Source organism: Paenibacillus paeoniae (assembly GCF_003388735.1).
Lineage (GTDB): Bacteria > Bacillota > Bacilli > Paenibacillales > Paenibacillaceae > Pristimantibacillus > Pristimantibacillus paeoniae.
Genome location: NZ_QUBQ01000001.1, coordinates 363,022 through 379,523 on the forward strand (window position 1 = coordinate 363,022; position 16,502 = coordinate 379,523).

The 16,502-nt window shown below is 51.0% G+C and carries 17 protein-coding genes and 1 riboswitch; of the genes, 13 read left to right on the forward strand and 4 right to left on the reverse strand.

Annotated elements, in window-relative coordinates; all coding sequences use genetic code 11:
- Nucleotides 1-3 precede the first annotated feature (3 nt).
- Nucleotides 4-3,027, reverse strand: coding sequence for a right-handed parallel beta-helix repeat-containing protein (locus DX130_RS01685; protein WP_116042319.1), 3,024 nt, complete (start codon nt 3,025-3,027; stop codon nt 4-6).
- A 233-nt stretch (nt 3,028-3,260) separates the two neighbouring features.
- Here DX130_RS01685 and galE point away from each other — a divergent pair, with 233 nt between their 5' ends.
- The 3 genes from galE (at nt 3,261) to DX130_RS26310 (ending at nt 5,787) form a co-directional block, all read left to right on the forward strand.
- Nucleotides 3,261-4,298, forward strand: coding sequence for a UDP-glucose 4-epimerase GalE (galE, locus tag DX130_RS01690; protein ID WP_116042321.1), 1,038 nt, complete (start codon nt 3,261-3,263; stop codon nt 4,296-4,298).
- Nucleotides 4,299-4,366: 68 nt separating this feature from the next.
- Entirely contained in the window at nt 4,367-5,425 is a 1,059-nt protein-coding gene (locus tag DX130_RS01695) for a glycosyltransferase family 2 protein (protein ID WP_165861120.1), read from the forward strand.
- A gap of 101 nt (nt 5,426-5,526) precedes the next feature.
- Nucleotides 5,527-5,610: riboswitch (cyclic di-GMP riboswitch) on the forward strand.
- A 15-nt stretch (nt 5,611-5,625) separates the two neighbouring features.
- On the forward strand, nt 5,626-5,787 hold the full coding sequence (locus DX130_RS26310; RefSeq protein ID WP_165861121.1) for a hypothetical protein: 162 nt from the start codon (nt 5,626-5,628) through the stop codon (nt 5,785-5,787).
- A 12-nt stretch (nt 5,788-5,799) separates the two neighbouring features.
- Here DX130_RS26310 and DX130_RS01700 read toward each other — a convergent pair whose 3' ends face one another.
- Entirely contained in the window at nt 5,800-6,126 is a 327-nt protein-coding gene (locus DX130_RS01700) for a helix-turn-helix domain-containing protein (RefSeq protein ID WP_116042324.1), read from the reverse strand.
- Between the two features lie 355 nt (nt 6,127-6,481).
- Here DX130_RS01700 and DX130_RS01705 point away from each other — a divergent pair, with 355 nt between their 5' ends.
- The 7 genes from DX130_RS01705 (at nt 6,482) to DX130_RS01735 (ending at nt 13,061) form a co-directional block, all read left to right on the forward strand.
- A complete protein-coding gene (locus tag DX130_RS01705) occupies nt 6,482-8,416 on the forward strand; it encodes an asparagine synthase-related protein (protein ID WP_116042325.1) in 1,935 nt (644 codons plus the stop codon).
- Nucleotides 8,417-8,429: 13 nt separating this feature from the next.
- Nucleotides 8,430-8,576, forward strand: coding sequence for a paeninodin family lasso peptide (locus tag DX130_RS01710; protein ID WP_116042327.1), 147 nt, complete (start codon nt 8,430-8,432; stop codon nt 8,574-8,576).
- An 86-nt stretch (nt 8,577-8,662) separates the two neighbouring features.
- Nucleotides 8,663-9,604: an aldolase gene (locus DX130_RS01715; RefSeq protein ID WP_240644108.1), complete on the forward strand. Its 942-nt coding sequence runs from the start codon at nt 8,663-8,665 to the stop codon at nt 9,602-9,604.
- Nucleotides 9,594-9,914, forward strand: a complete 321-nt coding sequence (locus DX130_RS01720; RefSeq protein ID WP_116042330.1) for a lasso peptide biosynthesis PqqD family chaperone — start codon at nt 9,594-9,596, stop codon at nt 9,912-9,914. The genes DX130_RS01715 and DX130_RS01720 overlap by 11 nt, the downstream gene beginning before the upstream one ends.
- 13 nt (nt 9,915-9,927) lie before the next feature.
- Nucleotides 9,928-10,410 carry a lasso peptide biosynthesis B2 protein gene (locus DX130_RS01725; protein ID WP_116042332.1) on the forward strand — a complete coding sequence of 161 codons (483 nt, stop codon included), beginning with the start codon at nt 9,928-9,930 and terminating at the stop codon, nt 10,408-10,410.
- Nucleotides 10,407-12,215 (forward strand): ABC transporter ATP-binding protein, encoded by a 1,809-nt coding sequence (locus DX130_RS01730; protein ID WP_116042333.1) that lies wholly within the window; start codon nt 10,407-10,409, stop codon nt 12,213-12,215. The genes DX130_RS01725 and DX130_RS01730 overlap by 4 nt, the downstream gene beginning before the upstream one ends.
- Nucleotides 12,216-12,275: 60 nt before the next feature.
- The gene (locus DX130_RS01735; protein WP_116042335.1) at nt 12,276-13,061 is read left to right on the forward strand and encodes a metallophosphoesterase; all 786 of its coding nucleotides are present in this window, start codon (nt 12,276-12,278) and stop codon (nt 13,059-13,061) included.
- A gap of 55 nt (nt 13,062-13,116) precedes the next feature.
- Here the strand turns inward: DX130_RS01735 and DX130_RS01740 are convergent, their stop codons facing one another.
- Nucleotides 13,117-13,392 (reverse strand): hypothetical protein, encoded by a 276-nt coding sequence (locus DX130_RS01740; RefSeq protein WP_116042337.1) that lies wholly within the window; start codon nt 13,390-13,392, stop codon nt 13,117-13,119.
- Between the two features lie 50 nt (nt 13,393-13,442).
- Entirely contained in the window at nt 13,443-13,739 is a 297-nt protein-coding gene (locus DX130_RS01745) for a DUF3055 domain-containing protein (protein WP_206098753.1), read from the reverse strand.
- Nucleotides 13,740-13,996: 257 nt separating this feature from the next.
- On the opposite strand from DX130_RS01745, the gene DX130_RS01750 reads away from it, so the two are divergent.
- From DX130_RS01750 to DX130_RS01760, 3 genes are all read left to right on the forward strand, one after another.
- Nucleotides 13,997-15,010: an HRDC domain-containing protein gene (locus DX130_RS01750; RefSeq protein WP_116042338.1), complete on the forward strand. Its 1,014-nt coding sequence runs from the start codon at nt 13,997-13,999 to the stop codon at nt 15,008-15,010.
- A 140-nt stretch (nt 15,011-15,150) separates the two neighbouring features.
- A complete protein-coding gene (locus DX130_RS01755; RefSeq protein ID WP_116042340.1) occupies nt 15,151-15,612 on the forward strand; it encodes a chemotaxis protein CheX in 462 nt (153 codons plus the stop codon).
- Between the two features lie 82 nt (nt 15,613-15,694).
- A complete protein-coding gene (locus DX130_RS01760; RefSeq protein WP_116042341.1) occupies nt 15,695-16,468 on the forward strand; it encodes an SDR family NAD(P)-dependent oxidoreductase in 774 nt (257 codons plus the stop codon).
- The last annotated feature ends 34 nt before the right edge of the window (nt 16,469-16,502 follow it).

Below are 16,502 nucleotides of genomic sequence, written 5' to 3' on the forward strand. Positions count from 1 at the left end.
ATATTAGGGGGCAATCAGGCCGTAAGGCTTGAAGCCCGCAAGCGGACCGATCCTTTGCCAGGTAACGCTTCCGTCTACGACGGTAGCCCCTATGACGCCTGGCCATACTGGAGCCGCAGCGCTTGTTGTACCGGTGTTGAGCGCTTCGTACACATAGCTCCCCGACTGAATGCGGTCGCCTTTGGTCTTGGCTGTAGACGTCGACCAGGCTAAGGTTGCAGCGTATCCTTCCGTGACGCATATCCAGCCAGCATATCCGCCTGAGACAGGAGCAGCATTGCCGTACAGATCGCCTCGGAACCAATAGCCGTGTACAGGAGGACTTAGTCCTTCGATATTAGGATCATAGTTTAAATAGATTGCGCCATCCGGCACCGGCAAATTGATTTGCGAATAGACGTTGCGGATATTGCCGAAGGTTCGGATCGCCTTGCTGTTCGCGGGATTGTAAAACTGCAGATTCAGTCGCCCAGCGCCTGTATAGTTAATCGTCGAACGTTTCAGATAGACGCTAGTTGTTCCGGCGACATTGAAATTATTGGTCAGGAAATAGGCAAAGCCGCTATTGGCGATTCCAATTCGGGAATCCACAACCTCAATCCAGCCATAGCCGGTATTGAACTCGCTTTGGAAGAGAGAAGCAGCCGTACGGATCGTAAATTCACATTGTTCAAGCCGCATAATCGGAGATTCGCCAGGCGTGTTAATGTTGCCGATTTTGAGAATGGAATCCGTCAGCTTGCACGAGTGGAATCGCGCTGTTCGCTGCTTCATGCCAAATATATGATTGTTCAGCAGGCTGTTCCTGAATTTGCAATCCCGGAATAGCACATTCTCCGCAGTCGTTGTCTGATAGCGCGTCTCAATACGGATGTTGACGTTCGTCATGATCGACCCGATGACTTCATAGGCGCGCAGGTACAGCTCTCGCTGAATCCCAACGCCTTCAAAGGAGCAGCTCTCTATCCGGTTCGCGACAACAAACGGTGTACCGGTGAAGTTTTCGGTCCAGATGAAATGATTTTCGCGGCAAATGAACCGGTCATCGTCTAGCAAGGAGAAGTTCGCGGAATCGATGAGCGTATTGTTGCGGAAGTTCACATCGTAGCCTGTGCCCGCCATGCTTGTGTTGGCGATGCTTACCATCGTATTGTTTTCGATATTGACATGCGCGTTGGGAAGATGGGCGTTCATAAGACCGACACCGGCTTGGCAGCGATGCAGGAAATTTTCCCTTACGTTCGCAACTTGCAGCGAATACAGGTTGATGCCGATGCCTGACAAATTGTACAGATGATTGTTGTGAACTTCGACCGACCAGCATCCGACCAGAATGCCGTGGTACAGGTTGTAGAACACATTGTTGCGAATGACGCAATTTTCGCCGTAGGAATCCTCCTGATTAATGCCATACCGAGTCGGGTCGTTGAAGACAGGCTTGCGGTCGAGCAGTCCCGTTCCGTCGCGAATGATATTGTTCTGAATCGTATTATAATTGCCGCCGAGCGTAATGCCGCCTCTGTGTGTGTTAAAGACTTCATTGAATTCAATCAGATTGTGATGAGGAGTTAGTCCGAATTTCAGCGTAATTTGCATGTTTTTGGTTGTGGAAGTCTCATTGTTGAAGATGAAGCGTAAGGTTCGGGCGCCGGGGGGAATGGAGATTGGCGTGTAAATTTTTTTGGCGTCATAGCGTCCGAGATAGATGTTATTGGCACCATAATAGGCGACGTCAACTTCCTTTGTATTCAAGGCGGTCTGACGGGTATATCCGGCTCCGGCAACGAGGAAGCTGTCATAGCCTGCCGGAATATTAATGGGCTGCGATACAAGCGTCTTGCCGTTCGCCTGGATGAGTGCGCCTGTCTGGCGATGCACTTCGTTGACGGTAAGGCCTAGAGCAAATTCGGCATAATCGTAGAAGGACACGCTGTCGATGGAGATGCCGTCGCCCATATAGCTGCTAATGATGCTGTTGCGGACTGAGCAGAAGGAGGAGCCTTTTGTAATATGAATGCCGTAGGTGCCCTCATGTGCTGCTTCGGCTGCATTCGCAAAGCTGCGCTCCGCCTTGTCGCCAATGAGAATCAGGTTTTTGATATGGGAATCGGTAACCCCTGGAAGCTGGATGCTGATGCCGCTTTGGACGGGGAACTGATAATAGGCTGTTGTGCCCGCGCGTGTATCGAACGGCGATCTGCGGTCGGAATCGTACAGCACCTTGAGGGTGGAGCCTTCAAAGTCTATGGTCATGTGGCTTTGGGCAATGGTGATGCTTTTGGGGAAGCAAATCGCGTATTCGCTCTTCGGAACATATACGTAACGATAGCCGTTATCGTAAGCCCATTGAATGGCATTGTTCAAGCCATCGATGTTTTTGTCGGCCATGATGTAATGCTGGTCGGTATAAGGTTTCGGCGGCAGTCCGGTTGAAATGCCCCATCTTGCAAGCTCAATCTGATAGGACGCAGCTTCACCTCCCGATCCTGATCCTGGCGGCCCTGGCGGTCCCTGTGGTCCTGCAGAGCCGGTATCGCCCTTGGGTCCGGCAGCGCCAGCGGGACCGGCGAGTCCTTGCGGGCCGACCGGTCCTTGTGGTCCTGCTTGACCCGCTGGCCCTGCCGGACCTTGAGCCCCGGCAGCTCCTACATTGCCTTGCAATCCAACCGGCCCTTGAACTCCGGCGGGGCCAGTATTGCCCTGCAATCCAGCCGTCCCTTGAACTCCGGCGGGGCCAGTATTGCCTTGCAATCCAACCGTCCCTTGAACTCCGGCGGGGCCAGTATTGCCCTGCAATCCAGCCGGCCCTTGAGCCCCATCAGCGCCAGCAGTCCCTTGCAATCCAGCCGGCCCGGTCGGTCCTGTTGGGCCGGGCGTCTGGCCGATGTTGTCCGGGATGGCCGATGGTCTGATCTGGCCTGTGTCGGGGTCAATGATAGAATCCAGTCTATTCTGGATATCCGTATCGTTGTATACGAGGAACGATTGTCCGTTCACATCGATGTAACCGTTATTATTTGAAGCCATGCATACATCTCTCCTTTCTCTTGATGATTAAGAGGGGTTCTCTGTTATTCATATGATAGAATGCCGGAGAATGAATGTGCGTTTTATAGAATGTGCTGCTGCCGTTATCTCTTGTTTTAGACGATAATCGTAATCTTTTGTTCGTTATTAGAGACAAAACGGCAATGATCTGCTACAATGTTCTTTATAAAGAACGAAATGTTCTCATTAGAAAATTGCGGAGGAGATGGAGCATGGCCATTCTCATCACGGGCGGAGCCGGTTACATCGGCAGTCATACTTGTGTCGAACTGCTCAATGCCGGTTATGACATCGTTGTTGTTGATAATTTATCGAACAGCCATCCGGAGGCGCTGAAGAGAGTATCGGACATTACGAACAAGACATTCCCCTCCTACTTTATTGATTTGCTTGACCGTGATTCGCTCGATCATGTGTTCAAAGAACACGGAATTGAAGCAGTCATTCATTTTGCGGGCTTGAAAGCGGTAGGCGAATCCGTGAAGCAGCCTCTCAGGTATTATCATTCCAACCTGATGAGCACGACGACGCTGTGCGAGGTTATGGAGGACAACGCCGTCAGAAAGCTCATTTTCAGCTCCTCCGCAACGGTCTATGGCGTGCCGGAGCAAGTGCCGATCGATGAGCAGGCCCCGATTGGCGCTATTAATCCATACGGACGGACGAAGCAAATGATTGAGCAGATGCTTGTGGATCTGGCGGAGTCGAATCCCGACTGGAGCGTGGCGATCTTACGTTATTTCAATCCCGTAGGCGCGCATGAAAGCGGTCGGATCGGGGAAGATCCAAGCGGTGTGCCAAATAATTTGATGCCCTACATTGCCCAGGTTGCCGTCGGAAGACTTCCCGAAGTATCTGTCTACGGAAGCGACTATGAGACGATTGATGGTACGGGTGTCCGGGATTATATTCATGTCGTTGATTTGGCGATTGGACATCTGAAGGCGCTGGGCAAAATCGAACGTTCCAGAGGTATCCATACCTACAATCTTGGCACGGGCAGAGGGTATAGCGTGCTTGAAATGATCGAAGCGTTCAAGCGTGCCTCAGGGAGAGCGATACCTTACCGGGTGATTGCCAGAAGAACGGGGGATATCGGAATTTGCTATGCGGAGGCATCCAAAGCAGGTCGAGAACTGGGCTGGGAAGCAGCCAGAGGCATCGAGGACATGTGCAGGGATGCCTGGCGCTGGCAATCGATGAATCCAAGAGGCTATCGGATGCAAGAGCCTATCGCTCAGCGGTTGTAGGACTGCGTCCGGGCCGCTATGCAACGTTTATGTCTTATTAATCAACTATCTGCGGCGAGGTGCAGCCTGTGAGCAAGGTCGATATCGTGGTGCCCGTCTATAACCCAGGGCTAAAGCTGCATGCCTGCATCAGATCGATCCGGAAGCAGACCTATCAGGAGTGGAACTTGCTGCTCATTGACGACGGTTCAAGCGATGGCAGCGATGCCCTGTGCATGCAATATGCGCAATTAGACAGCCGAATCCTATATGAGAGACAACACCACTCGGGCAGCGTATTGGCTCGCAGGCGCGGGCTGGAGCTGTCCAAGGCTCCATATATCCTGTATATGGATGCAGATGACTGGGGCGATCAGCGGCTGCTGGATCATTTGATGACCGCAGCACTAGTCCATAGCGCGGACATTACGGTGTGCAATATGTACAAAGTAATGAACGAAACAGCATGGCCCAGAAGGAGCAACGATAGCCGATACTTCAAACAAAAAAGGCTGTATGAAGCTGATGAGATCCGCAGCGAGCTTGTCCCTGCCTTTCTGCATGGACATCCGTTCCCGCCGCAGCTGCACGGCAAGCTCTACAAGCGAGAGCTTCTGCTGTCCAGCGGTCTTTATGCTTCACGTATCCGTTTTTTTGGCGATGACCTTTTTTTAAACCTGGAGATGTTTTTGAAGGCGCAGTCGGTCATGATTATTCCCGATATTCTATACTACTATCGTGCGGGCGGAGCTACGAGCCGCTATATGCCGCATTTATTTCACGATATGGTGAACGGGTTTCTCATCCAGAAGGAGGTTGTCGAGTCTCATTACCGGCATCAGTCCTACTCTCATTACTTCGGAATTAGAGTGATGCTGCTGAATACGCTCCGTACTTGTTTGCGCAATCTGTTTTCAAGCCGGCTGCCGGAGGGGGAGCGGAGGTCCGCAATCAGCGAATATTGCGCTCATCCGGCTGTTCTGGAGTGCGCCGGAGACGAGAGGACAGCAGCTTATTTCCCAGAACGCTACATTCATGCCATTCAAAATGGAGACATTAATTATTTGTCCAGATTGGGGAAAAGGGACTATCAGAGGAGTCTGCCAAAAAAAATTGTGATGTATGCGATTGCAAAAATATCATTCTAAAAATTTCGACAAATTGAGAAACAATATCTCAAAATATGGAGACATGAACCGACAGCATGTGCAATTGAATTAGGCTAATATACGTCTTGTGGTAATGAAATCGGAATGAGGGCGACGTTGAAATGCGTTTAGTATCTGGGCACCTTAAACGCATGGAGTCAGTGGTGCAACCGGCCCCAATGAAATGGGGGATATTAAGGATGAGACGAGTAACATCGGACAACCAGCAGGAACTGGATGCGGAGTGGGTAGAGCTCATGTTATGCGCGCGCGCGAAAGGGCTCACGACGGAAGAAGTGAGCAAGGTTCTGCGTATCCTTCAAGAAGAAGGGCAATCCATTATGCAGGAGAGCGCTGTATAACGTTATACAGCGCTATTCACGGCCTGATTTCCATTTATTAAACTCCAGAAATTCTTTGAATTGTTCTTTGCTTACCCCTGAATTCATAGCTTCTCTAACTAAAGCCTCCCAATCCCGATCTAGCCCTTCAGGGCGCTCAGATTGGTCGCTGTTTACAAATTCCTCGACCGGCACGTTTAATACCTCGCCTATTTTTTCAAGAAACTGTATGGAAGGGTTTTGCTGAAGACCACGTTCAATGGAACTCAAATAAGACTTTGCGACCCCTGCGCGCTGTGAGAGCTCTGTTAACGAAAGGCCCTTCCGTTTGCGAAGCACTTGAATGCGTTGTCCGATCATAGCAAACTCCTCCGTTAATGCTTATATGCATTTTTTTTTATTATATCGAAATATATTGAAATACGAAAGTGATTATGTTCCATTTGTCGTACATATTCGATATTTCATAACAGAATAAGCGTTCTTCATTCAATATTTCCCAATGAAGTGAAAGGTTGCTATTGTTTTTAATAGCGAACAAAAAGATTGCGAAAAGAACAAAAAAGGGCGAAAAATACGGTTGACACCCGAATGATTCCGAGATAATATGAGATTGTGTTCTTAATAAAGAACTTCATTCCTGCGGGATGCAGGGGGAGATTAATAGAGAGCTTGTTCGTTAAAGTGAACGATACCAGCATTTTCGGAGGCAGACATGAGCGCGATTGCGGGAGTACACGGAGATATCGGGATGACACGGCTGAGAGAGCATGGCAGCCGCATGTTGCAGGCATGGGCCGATCAGCCTGCTGATCATGTGCTGGCTTGGGAAGACAGACTTACCTTTATGGCCGCGCAGAGTCACTGGATTACGCCGGAATCCGTCGGTGTGCCTAACCCGTTCTATGATGGGGAACGCCGGTTGACGATTGTTGCCGACGCGATAATCGACAATCGAGAGGAACTGTTCGACAAGGTCGGCGTTCATCGTGGGGACAGATCCACTATAAGCGATCAGGAACTCATACTTCTGGCTTACGACAAATGGGGGATAGAGACTGCCGCCCGGTTGATAGGGGACTTTGCATTTGTCCTCTGGGATGAGCGTAACGATAGGCTCTATGGAGCAAGGGATTTCTCCGGCGGCAGAATGCTCTACTATAACTGGGATGGCTTGCAGTTTCGATTCTGCTCCATGATGGAGCCGCTGATGAAGCTGCCAGGCGTAACCCGATCGCTAAACGAGCAGTGGCTCGCTCAATATTTGGCCATCTCGACCGTTGTCGATGTCGTGAATACGGAGCAGACGGTATACGAGGACATTCGACAAATCCCGCCCGCGCATTACTTTGTTCTGAAGGATGGCAAGCTGAGCCTGTCCCGTTACTGCGTACTTGATTCTCCCGGGAAGCTGAAGCTTAAATCTGATGGCGAGTATGTGGAGGCGTTCCGCGATGTATTTCAAGAGGCGGTGGACGCCAGAGTGAGGACAAGGCATGGTGTGGGCGCCCAATTAAGCGGCGGATTGGATTCCGGTGCTGTTGCAGGATTCGCGGCCAGGCGGCTTCGGAAAGAGAACCGGACGCTGCAGACATTCAGTTATGTGCCGGTGAGCGACTTTGTCGATTATACATCGAAATGGTACATGCCGAACGAACGCCCCTATATTGAGAAGACAGTAGCACATATCGGGGGTATTCAGTCCCATTGTCTGGACTTCGAAGGACTGGACCCATATTCAGACATGGACGACATGTTGAATGTAATGGAAATGCCATATAAATTTTATAGCAATTCATTTTGGCTCAAGGGAATCTTCAAGGAAGCGAGCGACCGTGGGATCGGAGTGCTTCTTAATGGAGGGAGGGGGAACCTCTCCATCTCGTGGGGAGATGCCATTCCCTATTACGCAAAGCTGCTCAAGCGGATGCGCTGGATCACGCTGTCGGAGGAATTGAGGCTTCGCAGCTACGCAATCGGCTCGGGCAGAAAATATTTGCTTGGTGCGGTTAGCCGGGAAGCCTTCCCGTTTCTGGGGCGCACTAAGGGGGCGGTGAATCCGTTCCATACGATGATTCATCCCGATTTTGCCCGCAGAACCGGTGTATATCAACAATTGCGGAAGCATGGAATCGGTGATTCAGGGTGGCTCGAGGGCGGTGATGTCTACGCGCATAAAAAAAACCACTTCCGGGAGCTGTTCCACTGGAATGCAAGCAATACGCTTGCGGCCAAGCTGTCGCAGCGCTACAAGCTGTGGAAGCGGGACCCCACTAACGACTTGCGCGTCATCCGATACTGTTTGTCGCTGCCGGAGGATCAATATGTGAAGCAAGGCATGTCGCGAGCGCTTGTAAGACGAGCGACGATCGGCGTGCTGCCGGACTCCATCCGGTTGAACGAGACGGTAAGAGGCGTGCAGGGCGCGGATTGGCTTCATCGCATCCTGCCGAACTGGCAGTCCTTCTACGGAGAGCTGCAGCAGCTCAGCCGGGATGAGAGGATGCTGGAGCTTGTGGACGGCAACGTCATACGAGGCGTACTGGCCGCGCTTAAGGAGGGCGTACGCTCGGAGGACGCATATGGCAGAGATGTGAATGCCGCGATGTATCTGATTATCCTGTATCGTTTTCTACAGAAAACAGCTTGAAAGGAGGTGACGAATGATGATGGCAAAAAAAGAATGGAACAAGCCGGAACTGGAAGTTCTTCAGGTTAATCTGACTGAAGCTTCGACTCACAATGGTCCTTTTACTGATGAAGCGTATGTACCAGGAAGCAACAATGAAAACCCTCGGTTTACAAGCTAATAGCAGCGATGCAGTGGCGACTGGGCAAGTTCTTATACAACGATTGTATAGGAACTTGCCGATTCCATTTGTGGGGTGAGCAAAACGTGTTTGATACAAAAGTGAAACTGCAATATAAGGCCTTTGGCTTTTCCGTCCACAGCGACATGCTGCTGCCGGAGCTGTCTGCAGCAGAAAGCGACACTGCAAAGGCAGATATTACGGTCAAGGTTAATTCGTTCCTGAAAAACGGCTTTGATGCGGAGCCATATGATTTTATTGCCGAGGACGGAATGGTGTCGGTGAAAATGCCTGACGCCGGTGTATTCCGTGTGCAGGACGGCGACAAAATCATCGTATCGCCTTATGCTGGCGCAGATGAAGATTTAATTCGTCTCTACGTGCTGGGTACTTGCTTTGGCATCTTACTGCTCCAGCGGGGCATCTATCCGCTCCATGGCAGTGCGCTGGCCATTAACGGCAAAGCTTATGCCATCGTGGGGCAATCCGGAGCGGGCAAATCAACGCTTGCTTCTGCCCTGATCGAGAAAGGCTTCCGGCTGCTGAGCGATGATGTAATCGCCGTGTCGCACGATTCGCTCACGGGACAGCCCATCGTAGCGCCATCCTACCCTCAGCAGAAGCTATGGCAGAATAGTCTGGAGGCGATGGGTCAGAGCCATGAAGCGTTGCGCTCGATCTTCGGCAGAGAGACCAAATATTGCGTACCGCTTACGGATAGCTTCCATGGAACGTCCTTGCCGCTGGGAGGCGTCTTCGAGCTGACGAGGACGACAGAGCTTGACGGAATTGAATTGGAACCCGCGGGCAAGCTGGAGCGTCTGCCTCTCTTGTTCAGGCATACGTACCGGTATCAGTTGATCGAGCGGATGAACTTGATGAAATGGCATTTCGAGCAATCGGCAGCGCTGGCCTCAAGGCTGAATATTTATCGGCTGCGCCGTGGCGAATCCGCGTTCACTGCGCCGCAATTAGCCGATCTGATCTTGAATACGATATCGACGGAGGGAACAGACCATGGATTATAGAGGGGAATTGATCAGCCGGCCTGACCATCAAGCGTTATCGCTGAATCTGATTGCCGTGCAGAACAACAACAACATCGCCAGCGATATGAATGGCGAGAAAGTGCTTCTCAGCATTGATAACGGAAAGTACTACAATCTGGGCGCAATCGGCGGACGCATCTGGGATATGATGGCGCATCCCGAGACAATCGGTTCCATGGTCAACACGTTGATGGATGAATACGAGATTGACCGGACAACTTGCGAGGAACAAGTGTTTTCGTTCCTGACGCATCTTTCCGAAGAACGGCTAGTCCAATTCGGCATGTAAGGCTGGTGAATTCATGTCGATCATAAGGAAGCTAAAGCTGCTAATGTCCTACGATATCCGAACCATTGCGTTGCTCGTGGAAGCGACCTTCTATATGGGATGGGCAAGATATCAGCTGCTGTACCGTCCGTTCCCAGGCCTTGCTGCCCGACTGGGAGAGCCCATGAAGGAGACGGGATATGAGGAGAACGAAACGAGGCGCAAGGAACTGGCTCGAATCCGCCAAGCGCTTAAGTTGATGAGCGGGCATACCTTCTGGGAGAGCAAATGTCTCGTTCGCGCCGTTGCAGGTCTCAAAATGCTGGAGAGACGCGGAATCGAAAGCACTTTATATCTGGGAACCGCCAAAAACGAAACGGGTGGCATGATTGCTCATGCCTGGCTTCGTAGCGGACCGTGGTATATTACCGGGGCGGAAGAGATGAACTTATTTACTGTGACAGGCAAGTTTGCCCGAAGCATGGCATTCAAGGGCCGGAGGGCGATGAAGGTATGAAACAGCTGTTTTATTTTGCAGGACAACTCCATCGGTATTCAGGTAAGATCTTATATTTCAATCTCATCGGCATGTTGTTTATCGGATTGCTGGACGGTGCGGCAGTCCTGTTGCTGTTGCCGCTGATCAGCGTCATCGGGATTATACCGGCAAGTACGGCATCCATTCCAGGCACAGGCTTTCTGTCCTTCCTGCAGGAGATGCCCCTCAGTCAGTCGCTCGCGATGATTTTATGTTTTTACGTTGCATTGGTGGCGGCCCAGAGCTTGCTGCAACGAAATTTATCGCTGAGGGAAGTACGCATACATACAGGTTTCATTAATCATGTGCGGCTGGAAACGTACCGGCTGCTGCTGCAGGCGAACTGGACTTTTTTTGTGCGAAAACGAAAGTCGGACTTGATCAATGCGTTGACAGGCGAGTTGGGAAGAGTAACGAACGGCGCATTTTTGTTTCTGCAAATGATAGCTTCCATTACGTTTACACTCATTCAGATCGGGCTGGCTTTATGGCTGTCCTGGCCTTTAACGCTGTTTATATTGGGCTGCGGCTTGCTGATCGGCTGGCTGTCACGGCGTTATATCCGAAAGTCGAAACAACTGGGAGCTGTTACCGTCGAATTGGCCCAGAGTTATTTGGCAGGCATCACCGATCATTTTAATGGAATGAAAGAAATCAAAAGCAACTCGCTCGAGGGGTCCCGCTATCGCTGGCTGCAAGATTGGTCGGTGAAGATCGAGCGCGAACGATACGAATACTCCAAGGTGCGGAACAATTCGCAGCTGTTCTATAAATGGGCTTCGGCTCTCTTGATTGCAGTGTTCATCTTTGCCGCAGTTACCTTATTCGATACGCAAGGTGGACAGATGCTGCTGATCACGCTATTGTTCGCGAGACTGTGGCCCCGATTTACCGGCATTCAATCCAATCTGGAGCAGCTTGCCTCTTCCATTCCCGCCTTCAGGGCGCTAATGGAGCTTCAGCTTGAATGCAAGGCGGAGAGGGAGCGGGGCGTACGAGGGGAAGAAACGTTCGGAGAGAAGCTCCTTCCCTTGCCAATGAACGAGGCGCTGGAGCTGAAGGAGATTTTCTTCCGCTACGATCGCAACAGTCCGGACTATACGCTGCATGATGTCAGTCTCCGTATTCCTGTGAACGGGATGACGGCCATTGTAGGCAAGTCCGGTGCAGGCAAAAGCACAATCGTTGATATGCTGCTGGGATTAATTGAGCCCGAGCGGGGAGTGGTAGCCGTAGACGGCAAGCTGCTTCAGCCGGAGCAAGTGACGAGACTTCGGCGATCGATCAGCTATGTTCCGCAGGATTCGTTCCTGTATCATGCCAGCATCCGTGACAATTTGCTGTCGATCGATCCGGATGCGACTGAGGAGCAGATGTGGGAGGCGATGGAATTTTCGTCGGCGATCGAATTTGTCCGCGGGTTGCCTCAGGGACTGGATACCGTCATTGGGGATCGCGGCGTCCTGCTCTCCGGCGGGGAGCGGCAGCGTCTTGTACTCGCGCGAGCGATACTGCGGGGACCCTCCATTCTCATTCTAGACGAAGCGACGAGTGCGCTGGACAGCTTGAACGAATCCAAAATTCAAAGTGCCTTGGAGCGGCTGAGAGGCAAGCTGACGATTATCGTCATTGCCCATCGCTATACAACGATTCAAAATGCGGATCATGTTATTGTGGTGGACGATGGCCGTGTCGTGCAAGCGGGTGAGTTCAAGACGCTCGCGGAGGAACAGGGCGGCATGTTCCGAAGCTTGCTCGGAAGCAAGCAGCCAGTAGCAATGTAGCTGCAAATTCTCTATACTGAATCTTATATCGTTATAAGATGAGGTGAGAGGAGAGCCGCTATGAATCTGCTGTTGGAATGGCTCGCTATCGCTGCGGCTGCGGCCGCCTTGCTCTATATCGCCTTGATCGTTCCTACCCGCTGGCTCAAGATCGAGCAGGTGCGGCACTCGCTTGACATCGGCGCCCGTATCCTGCAAATTAGCGACTTGCATGTAGATATGCTACGAATATCGTCCCAGAAGCTCCAAGAAGCGATCCATAAATCCAACCCGGACTATATCTTTCTAACCGGCGACTACACATTCAAGGCAAGCTGTTTGCCTGCGCTGGATCGTTATATAGGTGTAATCGCAGCAGCCGGCGTCCCTGTCTATGCCGTGCTTGGCAATCACGATCATAACTTTCCCGATGCCAAAAGAATAATCGATGTGATGGAGCGGCATGGCGTAGCTGTGCTTCGCAACAAATCGGTGGAGCTGCCGGATTTCTACTTGGTAGGGATCGATAATTATGGAACCGGCCACAGCCGGATACAGGAAGCCTATAGGGGGGTAAGCGACAGCGGAAAGAAGCCCGTAATCGTCATTACCCATGATCCCAATATCGTGCCTGTGCTGCAGATGCGCTTCGATTATTTATTATCCGGGCATCTGCACGGGAAGCAGATGAACGTTCCCTTTTTTTTCTCTTTCGTGCAGAAAGGAGCGTTGCCTGCCAAAGGGATCTATAAAGGGCTGCATCATACCCCGAACGGCGGCTCTTATTATATTTCCAAAGGGATTGGTCAAGCTGGCATAAATGCACGTTTTATGGTCAGAAGCGAGATTACGCTTCATGAAATATGAACAACGCCCTTAATAGCCATTTGGCCGTTAAGGGCGTTGTTCATATCGGCAGAGCTTATGGTTCGTCCTGTACTTCGGGGATGGACGCGTTATCGTCTTCGCCAGGATAACGGCGAGGGAGTCCGGCGTGCAGCTCCTGGTTCTCGTAACCGAATCGTGGCGAAGACCGCTGACCCGTGCTCCATGGGGTGCTTTTGCCCAGTGACTCGCTAATCAGATCCGAACTGTAAGGCCCTTCCGGAAATTCCTCGAGAGCAAGATCATTTTGGTGAGACTCCACCGTATCTAAATCCTCATATGCGTCGCGCTGTTCCGAATCAAACCGATCCAATGGCAAGCCCTCCTGACTTGTAGTTGTTTGCCACCCTAGGTTTGCCGAGATTAGTCGGTAAAATTCACCGTGCCAACCACGAAGTAGAGAAATTGGGCCAGCTCCCCGGCTTCTTCCTCGGTCAGCTTGAACGTATGCTCCAGATAGCCTTCCTCTTCCAGATCGTCCGGCCCGATAATAGCTGTTTTGCCCGACTGCAGGTCGGTAATCAATTTTTTGCCGTAGAAACGGTTTGTCGAGGTGACGGCCAGATCGAATCTTTTTAAGCTTGGCGTAATAAAAGTAGTGAATCTCGTCGTTGTATCCTCTGTCGTATCCGACATAAAGTCGTATTGAGGCAAATCCATAGGCGTAATCCTCCGCATCGGTTTTGAGATTATTATACCTGAATGCGAGGCAAAAGATAAGGAAGTGTATAGCCTGTTACAGGAGAGTCTTGCCTAATGTTCCGTAATATGTTAGAATAATGGAAATCGAATTATGGAACGTGTGAGGAAGCACCTCTTCTGCCTTTGCGGAAGGGGTGCTTTTTTTTTTGCATGTCTGAAGACGGGGCGTTCGTTCTTGCATTCGCCATATAACTTGACGAAAGGTGAGATGAAGGATGCAAATCGTATTTTTGAACACGTTTGAGAAACCGGTAGAGGGAGGACGAGTCGATGTCGCTCAACTTTCCATATGCGAGGATGGAGGTCTGTGGAGAGTGCTCTGGCTGGAAGCGGGCGCAGGCGCTGACGAGGGCGGCAAGAACGAGCCGCATCGCTGGTTTGAGGGGACGTCATGGGAGGAGCTGCTGGCGGCCTTCCGTTACGGTGTGGCTAAAATGATGGGGGCCGGCTATGTTCCGATTATCGAGGGCATGCTGGAGAGCGGACGCGCTTCCGGCGGCAGTCTGCCGTCCATGCTGCAATGTTACGGAGAGCTGAACGCCGATGAAACCTTGTTCAATGAGCTAAGAGAGTGGCGGCGCAAGACGGCGGCTGCAGAGAAGCGATCGGCGTATTTGGTCGCTTCGAACCGTATGTTATGGATGATTAGCGCATATGTCCCGCATAACCTCGACGAGTTGAAGCAATTGCCCGGCTGGGGCAAGAGCAAGCAGGAAGCTTACGGAGAAGCGGTCATCGGCTTGACCGCCGGAGTGGAGCGGGCGACTTCATTTCCTCTGGATTGGGTGGCGGACAATTTGGATGAGGAACATTATACAGCGTGGTTGTATAAGCAGAAGGAGAACAAGTATAAGGGCATAATGGATCGCCAGCAGCAAAAACGCCGCATACTGGACTTGCTGCAGCAGTCGGGCGGATTGGATGAATTGCAGTCCGAGCTGAAGCTGCCGCGCAGGGAGCTTCTCATGCGAATCGAGCTGCTGGAGCAGGAAGGGTATGATGTAGACGGTCTAATTCAGCGGGAGCTGGACACGGTTCCCGAGGAGGAGCAGGAGCAGATCATGGAGGCGATGGCATCGATCGGGGACCGATATTTGAAGCCCGTGCTCCAGCACGTATACGGCGAAACTGCCGCCGCACAGTCCGGGAAGCCGGTTGAAATGCTATACGAAAGACTTAGGCTGATTAGAATACATTTCCGGAAAAAGACCCAAGAGAAAGCCGTTTAGACTAGATTAACTCTTCATTTTTTTGTAGGTCTAAAGATCGATATGCAGCATTACTAGTATACTTGTCCTATTAATTCAAGTATAATAGTGGCAAAATAGACAAATAGCGAATTTTGTCGAAAAAGGAGCGCATCCTCTTTATGAAGGCAGAATATATAAATCCGTTTCTTGAGTCAGCAAAAATCGTAATTGAGCAACTTGTGCAGATTAAGCCTGCTACAGGGCAGCTCGGAGTCAAGGACATTAAGTTCGTAGAAAACTATATTTGGATACAAATAGGATTAAACGGACAAATGAACGGTGATATTGTATTCGGACTTAGTGAACAGGTGGCTCTGAAGATGGTTTCGGCGATGATGGGCGGATATGCGATTTCCGAGATTGATGAGATGGGACGCAGCGCGATCTCCGAACTGGGCAATATGATTAGCGGCAATGCCAGCACGATCTTGTACAATCAGGGTGTAAGAGTGGATATTACGCCGCCGAAGCTGATTCAATCAGCCCAGGCAGCCGGATTCAATGCTACGAAAGCACTGACGGTTCCCCTAATTATGGACGGAATCGGTGAACTGGATATTCAAGTGCTTATTGCCTCTTAAATACAGAAGAAGCTCCTAATTTGGAGCTTTTTTTTGCTTAGAGGGCTTGATATGGAGTACACTGAGGGATGGGTGATGCTGCATGTTGAAAGATAAGATCGTACTCATCTCGGGCGCTTCCAGCGGAATAGGCGCTATCATCGCTTTGATGCTTGCGGACCGGGGAGCGATACCGGTATTGACCGGCCGAAATATTGAGAGGCTGAAGAAGCATGCGGCCTCTATTAAAGGTGAATGCGCCTATTACGTCATGGATGTAACGAAGACACAAGATGTAGAGAACACGGTCAATGCGGTCATCGCAAAGTACGGTAAAATCGATATCTTGTTGAACAATGCCGGGTATGGCCAATTCGAGACGATTACGTCTATGCCTGTCGAGCGGTTCGAGGCGATGATGGATACCAACTATATGGGCATTGTACGATGTGTTAAGGCGGTACTGCCTCATATGCAGAAACGCGGCCAGGGACATATCGTAAATGTGGCCTCGATGGCAGGCAAAATCGGCTCCTCCAAGTCGACCAGCTATTCGGCGACCAAACACGCTGTTCTCGGCTTTACGAATTCACTCCGTATGGAGCTCAGGCCGCAAGGCATTCATGTGTCGGCCATTAATCCTGGGCCGATTGACACGGAGTTTTTTGCACTGGCCGACCCTTCCGGCTCTTATGTGAAAAATGTAAGCTGGTTCATGATGAAGCCGGAGTATGTCTCCCGTGCCATCGTGCGCGTCATGGAGAAACGAACCGCCGAGCTGGATCTGCCGCGTACGGCGTCCATCGGCATTAAGCTCTACGGATTGTTCCCGAGAATAGCGGATAAGCTGTTCGGCGGACTGTTCAACAAGAAATAAGATAACGACAGGGTTAAAGAAGATAAGCGAGGTA